At 46.0% G+C, this 21,478-nt stretch carries 17 protein-coding genes; 8 read left to right on the forward strand and 9 right to left on the reverse strand.

The features are described from left to right. Positions 1-204 precede the first annotated feature (204 nt). The 5 genes from polA to ACFS25_RS04945 all read left to right on the forward strand — a co-directional run bounded on the left by polA (position 205) and on the right by ACFS25_RS04945 (position 8,638). A complete protein-coding gene (gene polA, locus ACFS25_RS04925) occupies positions 205-3,300 on the forward strand; it encodes a DNA polymerase I (RefSeq protein WP_381497295.1) in 3,096 nt (1,031 codons plus the stop codon). A 172-nt stretch (positions 3,301-3,472) separates the two neighbouring features. Next, a complete protein-coding gene (locus ACFS25_RS04930; RefSeq protein WP_381497296.1) occupies positions 3,473-5,233 on the forward strand; it encodes a serine hydrolase in 1,761 nt (586 codons plus the stop codon). Between the two features lie 328 nt (positions 5,234-5,561). Further along, complete coding sequence (locus ACFS25_RS04935) at positions 5,562-6,773, forward strand: MFS transporter (protein WP_381497297.1); 1,212 nt, start codon at positions 5,562-5,564, stop codon at positions 6,771-6,773. Between the two features lie 92 nt (positions 6,774-6,865). Beyond that, on the forward strand, positions 6,866-7,831 hold the full coding sequence (locus tag ACFS25_RS04940; RefSeq protein ID WP_381497298.1) for an SPFH domain-containing protein: 966 nt from the start codon (positions 6,866-6,868) through the stop codon (positions 7,829-7,831). A 78-nt stretch (positions 7,832-7,909) separates the two neighbouring features. Continuing rightward, complete coding sequence (locus tag ACFS25_RS04945; RefSeq protein WP_381497299.1) at positions 7,910-8,638, forward strand: universal stress protein; 729 nt, start codon at positions 7,910-7,912, stop codon at positions 8,636-8,638. Positions 8,639-8,694: 56 nt separating this feature from the next. Here ACFS25_RS04945 and ACFS25_RS04950 read toward each other — a convergent pair whose 3' ends face one another. From ACFS25_RS04950 to ACFS25_RS04960, 3 genes are all read right to left on the reverse strand, one after another. Beyond that, positions 8,695-9,174: an OsmC family protein gene (locus ACFS25_RS04950; RefSeq protein ID WP_381497417.1), complete on the reverse strand. Its 480-nt coding sequence runs from the start codon at positions 9,172-9,174 to the stop codon at positions 8,695-8,697. Between the two features lie 56 nt (positions 9,175-9,230). After that, positions 9,231-9,863 carry an FMN-binding negative transcriptional regulator gene (locus ACFS25_RS04955; protein ID WP_381497300.1) on the reverse strand — a complete coding sequence of 211 codons (633 nt, stop codon included), beginning with the start codon at positions 9,861-9,863 and terminating at the stop codon, positions 9,231-9,233. 68 nt (positions 9,864-9,931) lie between these two features. Further along, positions 9,932-10,552, reverse strand: a complete 621-nt coding sequence (locus tag ACFS25_RS04960) for a pyridoxamine 5'-phosphate oxidase family protein (RefSeq protein WP_381497301.1) — start codon at positions 10,550-10,552, stop codon at positions 9,932-9,934. A gap of 31 nt (positions 10,553-10,583) precedes the next feature. On the opposite strand from ACFS25_RS04960, the gene ACFS25_RS04965 reads away from it, so the two are divergent. Beyond that, entirely contained in the window at positions 10,584-12,125 is a 1,542-nt protein-coding gene (locus ACFS25_RS04965) for an aminotransferase-like domain-containing protein (protein ID WP_381497302.1), read from the forward strand. 5 nt (positions 12,126-12,130) lie between these two features. Here the strand turns inward: ACFS25_RS04965 and ACFS25_RS04970 are convergent, their stop codons facing one another. From ACFS25_RS04970 to ACFS25_RS04985, 4 genes are all read right to left on the reverse strand, one after another. After that, positions 12,131-12,886, reverse strand: a complete 756-nt coding sequence (locus tag ACFS25_RS04970; protein WP_381497303.1) for a hypothetical protein — start codon at positions 12,884-12,886, stop codon at positions 12,131-12,133. 78 nt (positions 12,887-12,964) lie between these two features. Beyond that, positions 12,965-13,228 carry an Ada metal-binding domain-containing protein gene (locus ACFS25_RS04975; RefSeq protein WP_381497304.1) on the reverse strand — a complete coding sequence of 88 codons (264 nt, stop codon included), beginning with the start codon at positions 13,226-13,228 and terminating at the stop codon, positions 12,965-12,967. Continuing rightward, entirely contained in the window at positions 13,225-13,917 is a 693-nt protein-coding gene (locus ACFS25_RS04980) for a 2OG-Fe(II) oxygenase (RefSeq protein WP_381497305.1), read from the reverse strand. The genes ACFS25_RS04975 and ACFS25_RS04980 overlap by 4 nt, the downstream gene beginning before the upstream one ends. Positions 13,918-13,962: 45 nt before the next feature. Then, positions 13,963-14,829 carry a methylated-DNA--[protein]-cysteine S-methyltransferase gene (locus tag ACFS25_RS04985; RefSeq protein ID WP_381497306.1) on the reverse strand — a complete coding sequence of 289 codons (867 nt, stop codon included), beginning with the start codon at positions 14,827-14,829 and terminating at the stop codon, positions 13,963-13,965. Positions 14,830-15,024: 195 nt separating this feature from the next. Between ACFS25_RS04985 and porU2 the strand changes: the two genes are divergently transcribed. Further along, positions 15,025-18,285, forward strand: coding sequence for a putative type IX secretion system sortase PorU2 (gene porU2 / locus ACFS25_RS04990; RefSeq protein WP_381497307.1), 3,261 nt, complete (start codon positions 15,025-15,027; stop codon positions 18,283-18,285). Here porU2 and ACFS25_RS04995 read toward each other — a convergent pair. Then, the gene (locus tag ACFS25_RS04995) at positions 18,282-18,983 is read right to left on the reverse strand and encodes a hypothetical protein (RefSeq protein WP_381497308.1); all 702 of its coding nucleotides are present in this window, start codon (positions 18,981-18,983) and stop codon (positions 18,282-18,284) included. The genes porU2 and ACFS25_RS04995 overlap by 4 nt on opposite strands. A gap of 149 nt (positions 18,984-19,132) precedes the next feature. Continuing rightward, a complete protein-coding gene (locus ACFS25_RS05000; protein WP_381497309.1) occupies positions 19,133-19,279 on the reverse strand; it encodes a hypothetical protein in 147 nt (48 codons plus the stop codon). A gap of 245 nt (positions 19,280-19,524) precedes the next feature. On the opposite strand from ACFS25_RS05000, the gene ACFS25_RS05005 reads away from it, so the two are divergent. Then, positions 19,525-21,444: an asparagine synthetase B family protein gene (locus tag ACFS25_RS05005; RefSeq protein ID WP_381497310.1), complete on the forward strand. Its 1,920-nt coding sequence runs from the start codon at positions 19,525-19,527 to the stop codon at positions 21,442-21,444. Positions 21,445-21,478: the final 34 nt, after the last annotated feature.

Here is a 21,478-nt window from a genome sequence, read left to right on the forward strand (position 1 = left end):
TTGTGAACGGGCTGCCTCTAAACAAGGTGGCTCGTTTGTCTTTTGGGAGCCCGTAGAATCCTTTAGTAGGAATCAAATGGCTGGTGCAACTGTTGTATTTATAGAGAATATTCCCTTTTCTGCGTATCAATTTGTCGAGTCAAAAGCGCGTGATTGTCCGCAAGACTTTCGACCTTTGGGCTGTTGACTCGTTACCTTTATCGAATGGCTAAACCGAACAAAAAACTGTTTTTATTAGACGCGCTTGCTCTTATCTATCGCGCTCATTTTGCCTTCAGCAAAGCACCCCGCATTTCGTCGCGTGGCATTAATACCTCAGCCGTTTTTGGCTTCATGAATGCTATGATTGAGGTGTTGACGAAGGAAAAACCAACCCACATTGGTGTCGCCTTCGACTCGTCCAAAAAGACGTTCAGGCATGAGAAATTTCCGATGTATAAGGCCACCCGGCAATCGCAGCCTGAAGATATTAGCGTAGCCATGCCCTACATCAAGCAGATTATAGAAGCTATGCATATTCCAATGCTGATTCTGGATGGGTATGAAGCCGACGATATCATTGGAACAATTGCCAAAAAAGCGGCTCTCGCTGATTTTGAGGTGTATATGATGACGCCCGATAAAGACTATGGGCAGTTGGTGGAAGAGCACATCCACATTTACAAGCCCGCATTCATGGGTAAACCCGCCGAAAAACTGGGTGTAAATGAAATATTGGAACGCTGGCAAATTGAGCGCATCGATCAGGTGACGGACATGCTCGGTTTAATGGGCGATTCGGTCGATAATATTCCGGGTATTCCGGGTATTGGCGAAAAGACGGCCCAGAAGCTTATTGCTGATTTTGGGTCGGTAGAAAATCTCATTGTCCGCGCCGACGAGTTGAAAGGGAAACTCAAAGAAAACGTTGTCAATTTTGCGCAACAGGGTTTACTGTCTAAGGAGTTAGCAACTATTCATTTGGATGTGCCGGTGCCGTTTGATGAAAATCACCTGCGCCATACCGAATATGACAAACCCCGGTTGGCCGCGCTGTTGGACGAGTTGGAGTTTCGACAAATGAAAACCCGCTTGTTAGGCGGCACGTACGACGAGAAACCCTTACCGCCTGAGTTTAAAACGCCTGGTTCGGCACAGATGAATCTGTTCGATTCGCCGGGGGGAGACAGTCCGGCATTCTTGCCTTTCCCGAATATGGGAGCCATCAATCCGTCAGGTGCTGATGATTTGCCGTTTGATTTTGGCTCGATTAATACGCCAGTTGATACGCCAGCGGTGACCCCGACCAGTAAACCCAAAGCGAAACGTACACCCGTAAAAGTCCCTGTTGCGTCAGCTACGGAAGTGACACCGGGTAACGTGACAGATACCATCACAACGGACGACAGCGTAGGTGCCGAGGTAACGGAGACTCCAGAAGGCCAAACCCCTGCTTATCTCGACGTTTATCCCGACTACGAAATAGACGAAAACCAACCTGAACGACGCAAGACCATTCTATCGGTGAAACATGACTACCGGCTGGTCGATACGCCCGAATTGAGAACGAGTCTGGTACATTACCTGAGCCTTCAGGAGAGCCTTTGCTTCGACTCTGAAACCACGGCAATTAATCCCGTTGAAGCCGACTTGGTTGGGTTATCCTTTGCTTACCGAACGAGCGAAGCGTTTTATGTTCCCGTGCCTGCCGACCGCGCCGAAGCCCAAGCGGTCGTAGACGAGTTTAAGCCTGTTTTTGAAAACTCAGCCATTAGTAAAATCGGCCAGAATTTGAAGTACGACTTGCTAATGCTAAAAAAGTATGGCGTAGAAGTGCAGGGGAAGCTGTTCGATACCATGATTGCCCATTACCTGATTGAGCCGGAAATGCGTCATAACATGGATATGATGGCTATGACGTACCTGAATTACCAGCCCGTCGAAATCGAGTCGCTGATTGGTAAGAAAGGAAAAGGCCAGTTGACAATGCGCGACGTAGATGTGCAGAAAGTAGTCGAATACGCGGGTGAGGATGCTGATATCACCCTCCAGCTTAAGGAGGCTTTTGCTCCGCGTCTTGAAAAAGATAGTTTGCATAAACTGTTCGACCAGGTGGAGATGCCGCTCGTTCAGGTGCTTACCGACCTGGAATTGGAGGGCATTACAATTGATACGAATGCACTGGCTGAACTCTCGGCCACGCTCGATATCGATATGAAGCTAGTACAACAGGAGATTTTCGACATTGCAGGCGAGTCATTCAACATCGGGTCTCCGAAGCAGTTGGGCGAAGTCCTTTTCGATAAACTCAAGCTTGATAAGAACGCCAAAAAGACCAAAACCGGCCAATATGCAACGGGCGAAGAAATTTTGTCGAAACTGGAAGCCGAGTATGAAATTGCCCGAAAAATTCTGGATTACCGTGAGTTAATCAAGCTTAAAAACACCTATGTTGATGCACTGCCACTGCTTATCAGCAAACGAACCGGTCGGATTCACACCTCATTCAATCAGGCTGTAGCCTCAACCGGGCGTCTCTCGTCAACGAATCCAAACCTTCAAAATATTCCGATTCGTACTCCACGCGGACAGGAAATTCGCAAGGCGTTTGTACCCCGTGGGCCGGATTTTCTGATTATGTCGGCTGACTATTCGCAAATTGAGTTGCGAATTATGGCAGCCTTCAGCGGTGATCAGACGATGCTGGAAGCCTTTAATAACGGCGTTGATATTCACACGCAAACGGCTAGTAAAGTATTTCACGTTGGGTTAGACGAAGTGACAGGCGAGATGCGCCGGAAAGCTAAAACCATCAATTTTGGTATTATTTACGGTATTTCGTCCTTCGGTTTGGGCGCGCGGTTAAAGATTTCGCGCAAAGAAGCGGGTCAGATTATCGAGGAATATTTCGCGGGTTTCCCGGCAGTAAAAGAATACATCGATCAATGTATCGAGAAAGCGCGGGGCTTTGGCTATGCCGAAACAATCCTCGGTCGGCGTCGATATTTGCGTGACATCAATTCGCGTAACCAAACCGACCGGATGTTTGCCGAGCGTAACGCGGTGAACGCTCCCATTCAGGGAAGTGCCGCCGACATGCTCAAAATCGCCATGATTCGCATTCACGAGTTCATGCAGGCCGAAAGACTAAAATCAAAGATGATTCTGACTGTACACGATGAACTGGTTTTCGACGCTCATCGCGACGAAATCGAACTACTTCGAGAGCGCGTTGACGACATCATGAAAAACGCCATTCCAATGGGTGTTAAGATGGAAACTGGTATCGGTGTGGGCGCAAACTGGTTGCTGGCCCACTAATAATATACGTCAACTTGCTGGTTAATACTGGCCCCGTCTTGACCAATTCAGGCAAGAGGGGGCTTTTTGTGCTTACCATTTATCATTTTAAACAACCGACCGATAATTTTGTGAGCGGGTAAAAGGCGGAAAATAGTAAACTTGGCTAACCATCTTATTTCTACCGTTTCCTATGAAAAACGCACCTATACACAAACTCATACCCCTAACTTTAATAGCTATTCTGCTGGCTACTTCGGCGATTTTTGCCCAAAGCAAATCGGCTAAAATAGACGCGCTCATTCAGCAATATGTCGCCAATCGTCAGTTTAACGGCGCGGTGTTAGTGGCCGAAAAAGGACAAGTGATTTTCAAAAAAGGCTACGGTATGGCCAATATAGAATGGAACATTCCGAATGCACCTGATACCAAATTTCGGCTTGGCTCAATTACCAAGCAATTTACGGCCATGCTTATTATGCAGCTGGTTGAAAAAGGTAAGCTGAAGCTGGCGGGGAAAATCACTGACTATTTACCTGACTATCCGAGAGTAACAGGCGACAAGATCACGATTCATCATCTACTGACGCATACATCAGGTATTCCCAATTATACCAATGTGCCGAAATTTTTTGAGACCATGAGTCGTGACCCCTACACACCCGAAGCCTTTACAAAAAAGTTTGCCGATCTACCGTTGGATTTCGAACCGGGGGCCAAGTTTTCGTATAGCAATTCCGGCTATTTTCTGTTGGGTGTTATCATCGAAAAGGTAACTGGCAAATCGTACGCCGAGTTGCTGAAAGCCAATATTCTTACACCTGCGCAATTAGCGGATACGGGTTATGACTTATTCAGTCCGATATTACCCAAACGGGCATCAGGCTACGAAAAAGAGCGGGGGAATTACGTAAATGCTCCTTATCTGGACATGTCGATTCCGTATGCGGCTGGATCGTTGTATTCAACGGTGGAAGATTTATATCGATGGGATCAGGCTTTGTACACGGATAAGCTTTTGTCGGCTGCCTCGAAAGCGACGATGTTCACGCCATTTCTGGGAAGCTATGAAGAAGGCTTTGGCTATGCCTATGGGTGGATAGTTGGTAAAGCGAAGGTGGGTGAACGCAAAGATAGCTTACTATTGATCGCACATGGCGGAGGTATTAACGGATTTAATACCCTAATTAGTCGCGCGCCACAGGATAAACAACTGGTGGTGTTGCTCAGCAATGCAGGCCGTGCCCCGCTTGATGCTATGTGCAAGAATGTTCTCCGCATCCTATACGATCAACCTGTTCAGACGCCTAAAAAGCCTGTTACTGACCTACTTCGGCAGTCCGTTATGACGGAGTCAGTCGCTACTACACGGCAAAAATTTGGTGTCTGGAAGGCTGACAAGGGGTATAGTGTAAATGAAGGCGAACTAAATAACCTAGGGTATGAATTCATGCGTGACGGAAAGCTACCGGAGTCAATCGCTGTGTTTACGCTTAATGCAGAAGCGTTTCCAACGTCTTATAATGTGTATGACAGCCGGGGCGAGGCTCAAATGAAAGCAGGTAATAAAGTAGCGGCTATTCAGGACTATAAAAAATCGGTGGAAATCAACCCCAAAAATGCTGATGGGTTTGCTATGCTGAAAGAATTAGGGGAGTCGGTTGAAGCCCCAAAACAGGTTATAGCTACAGTCGATACGGCTACATTGGCATCTTATGTTGGCACTTACCAATTGGCCCCGTCATTTTCTATTGCGATTACGCGAGAGGGCGATAAGTTATATGGACAAGCTACGGGACAGGGCCGATTAGAATTATTTGCCGAGTCGAAGACCAAGTTTTTCCTTAAAGTTGTTGACGCACAAATAACATTTGCCACAAATGAAAAAGGCGAAGTGGAACAACTCATTTTGCACCAAAATGGAAGAGATATGCCGGGTAAGCGGGTGCATTAAAAAAAGTCAATGTTGCCCTTGACATGAGTTATCCACATTGACAGAGTTCCAAACTCTATTAATGTGGATAACTTAAAATTCTCTTAAAAATAGATAACGTATTAAAATGCTAGTCTAACCAATTCACTACGATTTACGATTGCCCGATTTTCAGTTAATTCTAGCCTTCGATTGCATCTACTAACTAATAAATTAGACCTTTTGTAGAAGAGGGAACAATTTTGCACTTTTTTTATTTTCATGATAAAATAGGCTTCGTTTGAGAAGATCTATTGTAAGTTTTCCAAGTTGGAAGGACTTGCGAGCTGTCAGAAAATAATACGCTGCAATGAAAAAAAGTTTGTTGCCTCTTGCAATTGGAGGATTTGGTATTGGCATGACTGAGTTTGTTATGATGGGCGTTCTCCCTGACATTGCGAACACCTTACAAATCTCTATCCCTGTAGCTGGCCATCTAATCGCATCCTATGCGCTTGGCGTTGTCTTGGGGGCTCCGCTACTGGTCGGTATTGCCGGAAATTATCCGCCTAAGAAAATTCTACTGGGCCTGATGGCCATGTTTACCGTTTTTAATATTCTTTCATCGTTTGCTCCAAATTACGAAATCATGATGGTGACCCGGCTATTGTCAGGCTTGCCGCATGGTGCATTTTTTGGTGTTGGAGCCGTAGTAGCCAGTCGGTTAGCGGGTAAGGGTAAAGAGGCTCAAGCCATTTCAATGATGTTTGCCGGACTTACTGTCGCAAATATTATTGGCGTACCATTAGGTACATACATTGGTCATACGATGAGCTGGCGCATAACATTCGTGATTATTGCCGGTGTTGGGCTAATCACCATGGTCTGTATTCAAAAGCTACTGCCCGTAATGCCGGTAGTGGGAGAGTCCAATCTTCGTAAAGACATGAAGCTGTTTACGAAGGTAGAACCCTGGCTTATTCTGGGAATTACAGCTATCGGCACAGGAGGGCTGTTTGCCTGGTTCAGTTACATTGCTCCGCTATTAACAGAAGTTGCTCATTTTGGCAGTGACCAAATTACCTGGATTCTGGTACTGGCTGGTTTGGGAATGGCGGTAGGTAATTTAATTGCCGGACGGATGGCAGACTTTATCTCACCAATTAAGGCTACGGCTTTATTTTTATTGTTGATGGTCGTTTGCTTAGTGGGCGTCTATTTTGCTGCTCCCTTTAAAATACCCCTGCTGATAATGACATTTATTACGGGAGCCGTTGCCTTTTCCTTGGGCGCACCCATTCAAATTCTGATGATTCGAGCCGCGAATGGGTCAGAAATGCTGGCTTCGTCGGTTAGTCAGGCCGGGTTTAATATTGGCAATGCGCTGGGTGCTTACCTGGGTGGATTACCAATTATAGCTGGTTTGGGGTATGCTTCGCCCGAATGGGTAGGCGCTCTACTGGCGTTTATAGGGTTCATGCTGGCGGTAGTGATGTACTTCAGACAGAAGAAAGTAGTTAACCTTAACAAAGAGGTAGTTAACGAGGATGTGCTTAGTTATGAATTGGTTCATGAAAATTGACCAGAAGCCGATCGTACAATAGTTGAAGTAGTCTATTAACGGATTTCGTACCTTACACGGAATCCGTTTTTTGTTTTAACCACCTCATCCATATGAGCTTTTTTGCTGTTCTTCTCGGGCTGGCGATTATTGTCGTCTATCTTTCCGTTGTTATCGTGCAGCAGGGCACGGTGGCCGTCATCACAATTTTTGGCAAGTATGCCCGTGTCTTAGGGCCAGGGCTAAACTTTAAAATTCCATTTATTGAAGTCATTTACCGGCGGATTTCAATCCAGAACCGGTCCGTCGAACTGGCATTCCAAGCCATTACCGCCGATCAGGCCAATGTTAATTTTAAGGCCATGCTGGTGTATTCAGTACTGAATCAGGGCGAGGAAACAATCAAAAATGTGGCGTTCAAATTTATTGATGAAGCCTCCTTTATGCAGGCCCTGATTCGTACCATCGAAGGGTCAATCCGTAGCTTTGTGGCCACCAAACGGCAGTCGGAAATTTTGGCTCTGCGTTCCGAAATCATCGAACACGTAAAATCCCAACTCGATGTATTGCTCGAAAGCTGGGGCTATCACCTTACCGACCTGCAACTGAATGATATTGCATTCGACGAAGTAATTATGCGGTCGATGGCGCAGGTTGTCGCTTCGTCAAACCTGAAAGCCGCTGCCGAAAACGAAGGGCAAGCGCTGCTCATTACGAAAACTAAAGCTGCTGAAGCTGAGGGTAATGCTATTCAAATTTCGGCTGAAGCTGAGAAAAAAGCCTCACAGTTACGTGGTCAGGGGGTTGCTTTATTCCGTGAAGAAGTGGCTAAAGGTATGGCTGAGTCCGCTAAAGTGATGAATGAAGCCAAACTGGATGCATCACTTATTCTGTTCTCGATCTGGACGGAAGCGATCAAGCATTTTGCCGAAAATAGCAGAGGAAACGTGATTTTCCTGGACGGCTCAACCGAAGGAATGGACAAAACCATGCGTCAATTGCTGGCTGTTGAAAAAATGAACAGCACCGCCGAATCGAGCGGTCTTATCACGCCCCCACCGACATTAGGCGGGCGATAAACCAACAAAATCCGAAAAAATGTTGGGAACGTTGGCCGTTTCGTTTGTTCATTCTAACAAACCCCGATTCACGCACAGATGACAAACCTACTCTTTCCCACAGATTTTTCGACCAATTCAACAGCCGCTCTAGACTGGGTACGGCTTTTCGCCCATAAAACCGGTGCAACTATTACGTTGCTGCATATTTATCAACCCATGATTCCCGACTCGACGCTACCCACAATTGGCGATCCGGGAATGGGTATGATTGCTTCGCAGGAAATAGAAGATATTAGTCGTCAGCAGTTGGCTGCATTGGCTACTAAACTACAAGCTGAGAGTTTGTCGGTAAACGTTGATTGGCGCATTGGCACCGTTGATGATGGTATTCTAGAGGCTGCTCATGAGCTTTCGGCTGACCTGATCGTGATGGGGCGAAGTGAGCTGACTACCTTCTTTGACCGGTTAGCGGGTAGTGCCGTTACCGATGTGGCCGACGAAGCTAAATGCCCCGTATTGATTGTGCCGATCTCCTCTGAAGGGCAATCGGTACGCCCGGCGCAAGTGCACACGATTGCCTATGCCATGCAAGCCCAAACGACACAAGCTCAGGTAACGTTTCAGACCGAATCGCTCGTGGAAGCGTTTGATGCCCAACTTGTAGTTTTGACCGAAGATCAACTCAAGAATGCTCATGCTGACCTAATTGTGATGCAGTTGTACCCACAATCGGGCTTTTTAGATAGTCTGTTTCACCCAAATCATACATCGGCATTAATTGGGAAATCGGACGTGCCGGTATTAGTCTATCACGAACAGAAATAGGGTGGTTAGCCCTTCAGACCTTATAAGTTTCTGAAATCTATAAGGTCTGAAGGAATTTACTCGTTATTTTCCACTAGGCAAGTTGGTTGATGATGGACAGGGAAATTGCAGGAATTAGCAATGAAGCATAACTTGTTTGCCTGATGATGTAAGCCATTTGCCTTGTTCACCATGGCCGGTTCTGTAACAATAACAACAGGGTAAAGAGTTACTTCGCTGAAATGCCCACCGCCATCCGGTGTTTGTACCATTGTTCCTGTTGCCTTATCGGTGTACTCAATAACGGTAACGCCTGCTTCGGCACATAGATGCAAATAAGACAGCATATGACAACTGGATAACGATGCTACCAGCAACTCTTCGGGGTTATATTTCGTCTTGTCGCCACGAAAAGCTGGATCAGACGAAGCTATAATTTCCGGCTTATTCTCGGCCGAGATGACATGACTTCGCTCATACGATCTATACGAATTAGTGCCCTCTCCTAAATTTCCGTTCCATTTGATTGTCAGGGCGTAATGGTGCTCTTTGGCCATAATTTGTTCTGGTTTATTAGGCATGTGTATACCTTCTTTAATCTGATCTCGACCAGTTATTGGCCATTGTCAACCCGTCGGGCGGCCATTTCTGTAGCTATCTCATTGGCATCCGTATCGTCTTTCTGACGCAGTTCGGCGATGATATTCTGATAATTTTTGTCGTCTCGATTTTGACTTAGTTTAGCTGCGCCCTGCATGCTGTCAATTTCCATTGTAAAGGCGACAATACCACGCATTTCTTTCCGCACATAGTCCTCCGTCATGCTTTCAACGGAGACGGGATGTTTTGAGTGAACCTCGTATTTATCGACCTGTTGGCGCAAAAAAGCTAGTGTTTCATCCGCGGTTAGTAGGTTCGTTCGGCCAGTAACATGCACCGAGAGATAGTTCCAGGTGGGTACGTTAACGTGATCGTACCACGAAGAAGAAATGTAACTATGCGCCCCTGAAAATACAGCCAGTGCGGGCGTATCGCGACCTAGTAACTTCCATTGCGGGTTGGCTTTGGCCAAGTGACCAACCAACTGAAATTTCCCATCGGGACCGGGCAAGAGTTCGATTGGAAGGTGTGTCGCTACCGGAATACCATCGTCGCCCGTTGTCACAAGTAACGCAAATGAATTATCCCGGACGAACTGAAACAGTGTGTCACGGTCTGGTTCCTGAAAGTTTTTGGGGACATACATAATTGTATATGGGCCGTTGTGTTGGGGAATAAAGGTTGATCTGACTATCAGCTATGTACGTGGCATTTTTATAAATAATTCGGTAGAGGTGTATCCTGACTGTTCTCCGCTGAAACCGGTGTGAGTCGCACTGTTTGCATTGGAATTATGCCAGACCAGGTTGGCAAATTCTCATCTTCAGGGTCATCACTTGGACCACCGGTGCGAACTTTAGCCGAAGCTTCAGCCAGTGAAAACGCCAATACGGTGGTTTTTCGCATTTCGCTGTCGGTGGTTGGACGCAGGTCATCCCAGCGGCCAGGTATAAGGTGGTCTGTAATTAGGGCCAGCGCGTTCATTCGTTCCGCTTCATCGGTTACTTTTTGAGCATTGGCGAAGATCACTACCGAGCGGTAATTGGCGGAGTGATGAAAGGCCGATTTTGCTAAAACTAGTCCATCAGTCAGCATCACCGAAATACAGACTGGACCACCTTTTTCGATTTCGCGGATAAAATGACTACCAACCGATCCATGAATATATATCTTGTCACCTAATCGGGCAAAAGCGGTTGGAATGGCCATTGGCTGTCCGTCAGTAACATAGCTGACAGTACAAAAAAGAGCTTCGTCTAGAATCGGGTGGATAGTGTTAGCATCGTAGTGAGCGCGTTTGGCCAAGCGGCTGGGTGTTGTGCGGGCAGTTTGCATAAGGCATCTATTTGTCTAAATCACAAAACAAATGTCGATCTTTACCGGACTATTAAAATCGTCCAGTTCTGATAAATTGACTAGTCCGGTTATGATTCCTTTTAAGTCATTGATTCAGCTTGATAAATCGTTAACCACACCTGTTTTTGTTCAGTTGAGTAATCAACTTGGCGATCTCATTCGCCGGGGCACACTGGCACCGGGACAACGGTTGCCGGGTACGCGCCAACTGGCTGATTTACTTGGATTGAATCGACAAACTATTGTAGCCGCTTACGACGAAAGTACAGCACAGGGTTGGCTCGAAAGCCGGGTTGGTAGTGGTACATATGTAGCGGCCCATTTCCCGGAAGTTAACCCACAGCCCTTGGTGCCTGACGAAAAGCAGGCTATTTCTTCGAGATATAACGTACTGAATGAAGTGCCGGGATACGCAGTTGAAACACTCGATTTTCTGATTCGGCCAGTACTAACAAATCAGGCTGGCTTACATTTAGACGATGGTTTTCCTGATATTCAACTGGCCCCAATGGACGAGCTAAGTCGGGCATATCGCTCATATTTTCGGTGGGGTAATCCGCAGCAACATTTTGGTTATGGTGACACAAAAGGACATCTTCTGTTGCGTGAACAGCTTTCGATTTATCTGAACGAAACGCGCGGACTGCGAACGACAGCTGATAATTTGCTTATTACGCGTGGCAGTATTATGGGACTACACCTTACGAGCCAAGTGCTTTTACGGCCAGGTGATACCGTCGTAGTGGGCGAAACAACCTGGATAGGAGCGACAATGAATTTTCAAAAAGCGGGGGCGACGGTACTTACCGTTCCCGTTGATGAACACGGTATTGATGTGGATATGTTAGCGATCCACTGTGAAAAGCAATCGATTCGGATGGTGTTTGTAACACCTCATCATCATTATCCAACAACGGTAACGCTCCGGGCTGATCGCCGTATCAAACTCCTACAATTGGCTGAACAATACGGATTTGCTATTCTGGAAGATGACTATGATTATGATTTTCATTACCTCAGTCGGCCAATCTTGCCGCTGGCCAGTGCCGACCGGCGAGGAATGGTCGTTTATGTCGGGTCACTGACTAAATCGGTGGCACCCGCTTTTCGGATTGGCTACGTGGTGGCGCCAACGACTCTGACTAATGAACTGGCCCGGCTTCGGCGCATCATCGACCGGCAGGGTGACCCAATGCTCGAATTTGCTGTTGGGCAGTTACTCAAATCCGGCGATCTAAGACGTCATTTTCGGAAAGCTTTACGCACATACCACACCCGGCGCGACCACTTCTGCGACCTGCTAACAACTGAGTTGCCGAATGTTATACAGTTCAATAAACCTGATGGCGGGCTTGCTGTGTGGGCCTTGTTCGATCCGGCTATTGATATGGAATTATTGGTCAAACGTGCTGCTCAAGAGGGGCTAATTCTTTCGAATGGTCTCTTCCACAATCCACCCGGTCAGCAACTTAACGGAACTCGACTGGGCTTTGCATCGAGTTCAGAAGATGAGTTAGAACAGAGTGTGGCAGTGTTAAAAAAGATACTTTAATAAGCTCAATTAGCTAATCGGCCCAGCAACGTTGAAACTATCCAGAAACCAAGTAACAAAAGCAGAGCACGCAAATAGACCCGTTTTCGTTCAGGTCGATTCATTAGTTTCCAGGGTTTAATGATTTTATCGAAAGCGCGACTCAGCAGGAAAAAACTGCTGACGAAGATACCACTTCCCAGGAGTCCGACCATAAAAGCAAGTAGGCCATTACCGGCGCAGGCCAAACTACAGGCCAGCCCAACCGCATAACCGCTTAGCACTATACCCAACAGAAACAGGAGCACAAACCCAATCCGTTTGCCGGCCTGGTTTCTAATTGGTTGCTCCTGCACCGCACTTCGGTCCTCATAATAAGCTGGGTTAGGTGATTTTAGAGTTGATGGTGGCGTAATTGTATCAGACTGAACCTCTATTTTTCGACTACCCCAGGCTGTTTGGCTGAATGTTGGCTTTTGTATGCTGGTGGCCCAAAAGCCGCCCAGCAGGATGAACAGAAAGAAGTTGATGATAAACGCTCCAAAAAGCCATTTTCTGCCTACCCAATAGGACTGATTGGCTACACGAGCCGATTGCGTTTGTATGAAAAACGCGCCGACTGCAAATCCCAAAATAAGAAGCAGCAAACAGCCTGCTGGCCAGTTCTCCAACAGATTCATGCCCAGTAGCAGACCATTGATTGCGTTACAGACTTCACATAAAATAAGTAATGCAATAGCAGTTCGACCGTGTTGGCTGGCCCAGCGGGAGAGGTTTTTCATGACTATCTCAGTAGGTTGATACGGATAACCATCGATTTATTCTGCCAAGTTTACCTAAAAAAATGATAGTAACAAGGACTATCGCTGTGTCTGCTTCCAAGCCTTGTACGCTATTGGTAAACACACTGCGCAAGGTCGAAAACCCTGACTAATAGCTTCAGTTTCGTCTCGAAAAAAGACTCGGTTTGCGGACTTTATACGTTTGCCCGACCGGCAGGTAAGCAGGCCATAAATTTTGCCGGGTCGGTGTCCGCCTATAGTGATGGCTTTACTTTTTACCAACTTGCCCAACGCTCGTAGCTGAGCAAATGGCGTTGTTCCCAAGTCTGTGTGACGAATCATGCCGCATCATGAAAAATCAGACCCAGATTGACACGGTTGCCGCTTCTGACTTCGCTGACACCGTGCCGCATTGCCACACGGTAGTAACCCCGTATACTTTTAGCGGGTCGAAATTTAGTCGTAAAAAGTAAAATTTGCCCTTGTTCCGGTTGTAAAACCGTTGCTTTCGATTGCATTCTAGGGCGTTGTTCGAGCATGATGAACTCACCTCCGGTATAGTCCTTCCCCGGTTGATTTAAAAATAGAACCGCCTGAAACGGGAAATACAATTCGCCGTACATATCCTGATGTAACGCGTTCCAACCGCCCGTGCCGTACTTCAGAATCAGGGGTGTTGGACGGGTTTGTCCCGCTTTGTGACAGATAGCAAGCCATTCGTCAAAGTTAGTTGGGTAGCGTAGATTGATTCCGAGTTTCTCATTCCAATCGTTGGCTATAGAGACCATATTGTCAAATAACTCATGCCGAAGAAGGTCAATAGTGGGCGGCAGTGGATAGTTGAAATACTTGTACTCGCCACTTCCATACCCATGTTGCTGCATAACAATCGTTTTCCGAAACAATGTTGACGTATCATATAGGGAAGCCACTTCACGGCATTCGTCGGCAGATAGAAGCGTTGGTAGGAGCACAAAGCCCGTTTCGGAGAGCTTGGTTTGATAAATAGGCCAGTTTATATGGGGGTTCATTTTCTATAGGATTTCGTTATAAACCATCAGGGTAATCGGTTTGCACTACTTTTCAACTCGTGCGGCTTCCCAACCCAGCATAGCCTGTTTACGTTCAGCCCCCCAACGGTACCCACCGAATAACCCGGTTTTTTTGATAACCCGGTGGCATGGAATCAGATAACCAATGGGATTAGAACCGATAGCCGTCCCGACTGCCCGCGAGGCCGTAGGTTGCCCAATGGCGCTGGCAATCTGGTCGTAGCTAGCTAACCGACCTTCGGGTATGTTCAGCAAAGCCTCCCACACTTTGAGTTGAAATGCGGAGCCTCGCAATAGAATCGGCAATGGTTTGAGCAGCTTGTTGCCAAGGTCTCCAGAAATGTCAATAGCAGTTGTCGGGAAAATCTGGTCGGCTAGAAATTGGACGGCTGGCGAGTCATTCTTAAGGGAAACTTCGGGCCAGGCGGTTGTCAGAATAGTTTCGGGTTCGTCGCCGTCATTCAGGAAGTGCAGGAGGGCAATTTTATTGTTAAGGGTTCCCAACACGTAGGGACCGAACGGACTATTGAATATGCCATACGAAAGAAGTAAGCCTGAACCCGCCTGCTTAAACTGCCCAGGTGTGATGCCTTCAATAGTCACGAATAAATCATGCAATCGGCCTGTACCAGAAAGGCCCGAGTCGTGAGCTGCATCGGCCAGTGGATACCCATCACGAAGCCTGGATTTGGCATATTCGAGCGTCAGATACTGACCGAATTTTTTGGGACTTACGCCCGCCCATTCGGTAAAAAGCCGCTGAAAATGGAATTCGCTTAGATTGACTTTTTCGGCCAGTTCACCCAGCGACGGTTGCTCCCGATAGTGGGATGTCAGGTGTTCGATGGCACTGGCAATTTGCTGATAGGTGTAGGTGCTGTCGGTTGTCATAGTAGTTGTGTACTGGTCGATACGATTGTTGACCTATACAAAGGTCGCTCCGCTAACTATGTAGATAAACCCGTTTCTTGCGGAGTTTACGAGGCTTCAAGACATTACCCTTTAATTCAGACCATTCGGTTATCTTTGGTGAAACTTGATAATGTTTTGTGTAATAATGCAGTGCAAAATGACACTCTTTTCTGTATGAAAAAAGGGTTACTTTTCGTGTGGATTGTGGTAAATGCGCTGGTCGTAAACGCTCAGAATCGGTTCGGCAACGAATGGATACAGTCGGGCCAGAAATACCTGAAGTTTTCAGTAAATCAGGCTGGTATTTATCGTGTTGGCTACGACGATATTAAAACGGCTGATGCATCGTTCTTACAGACAAATCCGGCTACCTGGCAACTGTTTTTTAGGGGACACGAAGTAGCGGTTCGGGTGGTAGGCCAACAAGATGGTGTATTTGATAAGCAGGATTATATTGAGTTTTACGGTGAAGGTAATGATGGGAGTCAGGATTCATTGCTCTATCGGCCACAGCAACGATTACATCCATACCAGACATTATTTTCTGACAAGGCCGCATTTTTTCTGACCAGTAGTCTTACGCTGGTTGGTAAACGAATGCCAGAGCTGAATACATCGGCGCAGGGGTTATCGCCCGAAAAATTCCACATCGAAGAAACCGTTCATGCCTTTACCAGCGATTATACATTTAATAATTTAAAGGGCCTGGAGCCGGCCTTGCAACAAAGTTATTTTGAGCCAGGTGAAGGTTGGTCAGGACCATTACTCACGGCTGATTCGGTTGGTGTTGTTCAGATGAAATTACCGGGTCGCGCATCGGTAAACTGGCCCATCATGCTGGAAGGTATGGTAAATGGCCGGGACAATTCGTTCCACCAAATACAGGTGCAGGTAGATGCGACTACCATTTTACCCATTGCTCCCTTGTCTTGTGCGGGCTTCGCGAGTCAGACGTTTCAGTCAATAGTCAATCCATTAACGATTCAGAATGAGCAGCTTACGATAAAATTTAAATCTGAAAAGAATGGCTACACCAACAATTTTTCGATAACCTACGTAAAAGTGTTGTATCCGCAACTACTGGATATGACCGGCCAGCCGAACAAGGTGTTTCACTTGCCGCCGAACCCACGTTTAACAGCATTGATGGCAATAAAAAACGTGCCTGCGGCAACAGTTGCCTACGATATTACCGACAAGGCAAACTGTCGTTATTTAGCTACGCAGATCATTGACGGCCAAACGCTGATAGTCGTGACTGAAACAACCCGAAGTCGGGATATTTTACTCACGAATCATATCAATAAACCACTGGCTACTCAATCGGTCAAGTTGCAGATTGTCTTGCCAAAAACGACGGATTATCTGATCATTACCCACTCATCGCTCAGGCCGTCAGCGGTTACATATGCCAATTATCGGGCGTCCGTTGAGGGTGGTAGCTACAAACCCTTTATCGTTGAATCGGATTCGTTGTACGATCAGTTTAATTATGGGGAGAAAAGTCCACTGGGACTTCGGCGTTTTGCTGATTTTGCCCTGGCTAATTCGTCGGTGAAAAACTTGTTGCTCATTGGTCGGGCAAATAGTTATCCGTACACTGTCAAAACTAGTGTTAATGATTTGGTGCCAACGGTTGGCTATCCCGGCTCCGATATTTTGTTAACGGCTGGTTTAGGTAGTTACCCTATCAATACACCCGCCATTCCGACGGGACGCATTAATACAGAAACTAATGAGCAGGTACTTACGTATCTGGAAAAAGTAAAACAACTCGAAGGAGCGACCCCAAACGGCCTGTGGCGAAAGCATATTGTTCACATTAGCGGAGGTAAAACCGGACCCGAAGCATCGGGGCTGCGCGAAGCACTGAGCGGTATTGGTGCTATTTATACCAATGGGCTTTTGGGCGGTCAAATTAGCTCGTTCAGTAAAAGTACAACGGATGAAGTGGAGCAGATAAATATCTCTCCATTAGTCAATGACGGCGTTAGCCTGATTACGTTTTTCGGCCATGCCGGACCATCGGTTACCGACATGAATTTTGGGTTTGCCTCTCCCCCCGAGAATGGATTTCGCAATCAATATTACCCGCTTATGATTTTTAACGGGTGCGGAGTTGGTGAGATTTTTTCTAATTTCAAGACTCTGTCAACCGACTGGTTGCTCGCCCCCCAAAAAGGAGCCGCCCTGGTGCTGGCACATACTTACTGGAGTTTCCAGCAACCCACAACCCGCTATCTGACAAAGCTTTACACGGATCTATATGCTGATGCTACCACCCTTGGGCAACCCTTCGGGAAAGTGCAGCAGCAGCTTAACATGGCCCTTGAAGGTGAGGGAGTTAACCCCTATGATGTCTCCGTTATGTTGCAGATGCTGTTGCAGGGCGATCCGGCTGTGAGTTTTTATCCATTGCCTAACCCCGACTTTTCGGTTGAACAAAAAGGACTATACATTCAGTCTAAAGTAATTGGTAGTTCACTCAAAAACAGTGATTCGCTTCGGGTTATTATTCCCTTGGCGAACCTTGGTAAATTTGTGGCGGGGCAGTTAGTTGTGTTGTCGCTAAAAAAGACGATAAACGGGGTTATAACGAGTAGTACTTTTCCTTTTGCTGCGTTTCGGTATCGCGACACATTGGCCTACACGATGGCTAAAGATGAGCGGCTTCAACGAATAGAGGTGATAATTGATCCTGATAATCAGGTTATTGAATTAAGTAAAGCAAATAATAAAGCAACCTTAGATATTGACTGGACACAGGCGCAGAGTAGCAGCAGCTATCCCGCAAACGTGCTGCCGGATCGGGTTAGTCCTGAAATTAATGTGTTTATAGATGGGAAAATCAGAGAAAATCAGGCAGTGGTTGGACTAAATCCACAGCTGGAAATTTATATTCTGGACGAAAATCCACTTTCGTCAAAGGACACGAATGCTGTTGATATTTATCTAAAAAGCTGCGAAACGTGTTCGCCACAAAAGATTTCAGCCGCGTTGTTTTCGGTCTCGGCAGTCTCGGCGAATCAACTTCAGGTAACCACGAATTTGTCGCTTACTGAGGGGAGTAACTATCAACTTGTTGTTTTCGGGAAGGATGCCGCTGGCAATCGAACTCAGCCCCCTTATATACTGGATATTGGCGTAGTGGCGAATGATGAACCCGTTACGCTTCGGGCCTATCCGAATCCGGCTGCGACTTATGTAAAGTTTGAACTGACATTGAACGTAAAAGAATTACCGACAGAATCACATCTGACGGTTTATAATCAGTCTGGTATACAGGTCTTTGAGGATAGTTTTTCGGTATCGACCGGAAAAAATTCGTTTCTGTGGCAGGGCACAACACCCGGACTTTATCCGTATTCGCTGCGGTTAACATATAAAGATGGCCGCGCCGAAATGCATACGGGCAAAGTTGTCTGGCAGCATTAAGGCAGTCGATTGCTAGCCACTAATTCCCATTTTTGTGTCGTGCCGGATGCAATAATGCCTTTGCCGATACAGTCGGGCGACGATTGACAGTAGGCCAGTGAAGCGTTTTCGCGGTAAATCAGGCCAACATTTGACGCATACACCCGACGGTATTTATCCAAGCCAATTAAGGTCGAATCAGAAGGGCCGATTACTGAAACGGTCTGGTCGAATTTCAGCTTATTAACGGTAAACGAACGTCCGATATCCTTATACTGAAGTAGCGTATCAGGTCGGGCATTATAGGTATTGACATTCCAGGACGTGGTAGCTAAAATTGGAAAAATCAGGCTCACCGTAGGAACATTATTATCCTGAATTACCACTTCTGATGGGTTTTTGTAAACTGTTCGAATGGCGCTAATTTGCCAATCGGATTTCTCTGATTTCCTAGTGGATTCTTCAATCTGAAAAAATAGCTGCCCGTTTCGGGTGAATGAACTACCAATTTTTTCCTGAAGTTGAAAGACGCGTGTAGTCGCAGCAGTAGTAAGCGAGTAATTTTCCTGCGTAACTTGATAAATCCAGTAATCGCCGGTTTGCAGGGGAAAGTAAGCCAAATCATCGGGGGTGGGGTCTATAGTTTTCTGACAACCGCCGATAATGCTGCATAGAATCAAGAAAAGAACCGCATTATACAAACCACTATTTCTTGGCATTTTCAGGCTCACGTAAAAAGCACATCGTGTCTGTGTTGTAAGCTGTCCAAAATTTGGCACCTTACAACACAGACACGATGTTACGAAAGATAGTTATTTACGAATTTAATAAGAGTCAGCGAAGAGGCTCATTCATATTGCTATTAAAATCAACCAAAACCTGGCGACATACCATCACTTACAGAGCCTATCTTGAGCGTAAGTTTTTTAACACTACCCAACACTTTGAGTTTAGGCGTTTTATAGGCCTTCTTAGGCATTGGAGACAGTATATGTTGAGTATCCTTTGATTTCATGCAGTAAGATGTTTAATGATATAAAAGTAAATACTAATGAGCATTCTACAATGTTACGAATTTACGCGGCACATTAATTGTGTCAAATAACATTATTTGGTTACTAAAAAGCAAGAATTTATCCTGAACGGTAAAAATTCCGTAAGTGCCTGGAAGTACCCCTGACAATAAATTGGGTAGTTTTGGCAGTAGACAGGAAACCAATTGATCAAGTTCGTTTTAATACTATGGGCGGTATCGCGGGAATGATCAGATTCGATGGACAGGATGTAACAGAGACCGATAAAGCTAGAATTATTGATTTACTAAAGCACCGGGGCGAAGTAACAAGTCGGTTGGTTGACCGGGGGATATTAATGGTGTTTGGTGGTGAAATGGATCTAAACACCACCACTTATGCTACTGTTGATGCGGATGTTTATTCTAGTAACCAGTCTTTTACAACAAACTTTATCCGAAATGGACCCATTTCATTTAATGAGCTGAACGCGGATTTTGCCGTAGCGTTGTGGGATTTAAATCAGAAAACCCTTTTCTGCGCACGGGATATTTTAGGTGTAAAGCCATTATATTACGTGTATCAACCAGAACGTTTTGTTGCGTTTGCTTCCGAGATTAAGGCATTATTGGCGCTCAGGGAAGTTATTACCAGACCAAACGAGCATAAATTTCGGGAGTATCTAACCTGGGCTACGGATTATGTGCCATATGGTGCAGAAACATTCTATGAAAACATATATAGTGTATTGCCCGGCCATTATATTCAAGTCAGTTCTCAGGCTGTGCAGGTACATGCCTATTGGCATATAGATCTTAAAAAATATAGTGGTCTGAGCAGGTCTGAAGATTATTCAACTTTATTCCATGATTTGTTTACTGAAGCTGTTGACCGCCGGATCGGTGAGAAAAAAAATGTTGGATCGCATTTAAGTGGCGGTTTGGATTCTTCATCGGTTAGTTGTGTGGCTCAAGCGCTACTGAGCCACCAGCAGCGCCCTACGATACATACTTTTAATATTGACACTGAACAACCTTCGGCCGACGAAAAAGAATATGTACGGGCTGTGGTCGAGCAGTGGCATCCCCATCATCACACGGTTCGGCCACTGGCTGATATAGTAGATTCTGTACTGAAAATCAATCACTTATTCGATAGGCCCGAGCATTTTATTATTCCATCCAGTTTTCATCTGAGCGTTTCACTGGAAGCCCAACAAGCTGGTTGCGATATTCTTCTGACCGGCCATGATGGCGATAGCGTTATCCCGACGGGTTTTGATTTTATTGATGAACTGGTGGATGCAACTGATTGGGAGGGTTTGAAAATAGCCTGCCAGCAATTTATTGACTTGCCTGGTCGCAATTTGCTTTACGTAAGTGAGAACTGGTCTGAGTTGAGTAAAGATGCCAAATTTGAGAAGTATGCTTTATATATCATCGGTACTAATATGAAAAAACGATTTAGAGAGCAATCCATACCCAATTTTAGCGCGATGCTTCTTAAGCAAAAACGAATTTTTGGTCTTTCTTCATCGGCTATCTTCGCTTATTTCTTCAAGCGAATCAGGGATAGATTATCGCCTAATAGATTCATTAACAATGCACTGAGTGAAGATTTTAAGCAGCGTGTACCAGAAAGGGCGCAGCGAACGACAAAAGCACTCGCGGCTACGTGGGCTGAAGGACAGCACAAGCCACTGAACGAGATTCTCAACTCGACCAATGTGCTTTGTAACGAACAAATGAACCATATCGGAGCCTATTATGGGCATCAGTATTCATTTCCTTTTTTTGATAAAAATGTTGTTGAATTGGGTTTGGCAACCCCTTTGGCTGTTCATTTTGACAAGGGGCGGGGGCGGGGACTGATTCGTAATGGATTGCGCGATATACTGCCACCGACTATTGTTTCACGACTCACAAAAGCCAATTTTGTGGAATATGGAACGCTCTCAGCGAAGCAACTCTATGAGGCTACTCACGAGCAATTCGCTGCTCCCAGTCATCCCATTTGGGCCGTCATTGACCGGACACTATTTCTCCGAATTGTACACATTGTATTTGATCAACGCATACCGGTCAGGAGAAAAACCCGCTACAACTGGTTGCTGAGCCGGATTATTTATCTTGCCCTCTGGTTGGGTTCTTTGCCCAAAGAGGTTTGAAAACGTTTTTAGATGAAAAATTACGCGTGTTTCT

Origin of the sequence: Spirosoma flavum, assembly GCF_042686045.1 — a bacterium.
In the GTDB taxonomy this organism is placed as follows: Bacteria; Bacteroidota; Bacteroidia; order Cytophagales; family Spirosomataceae; genus Spirosoma; species Spirosoma flavum.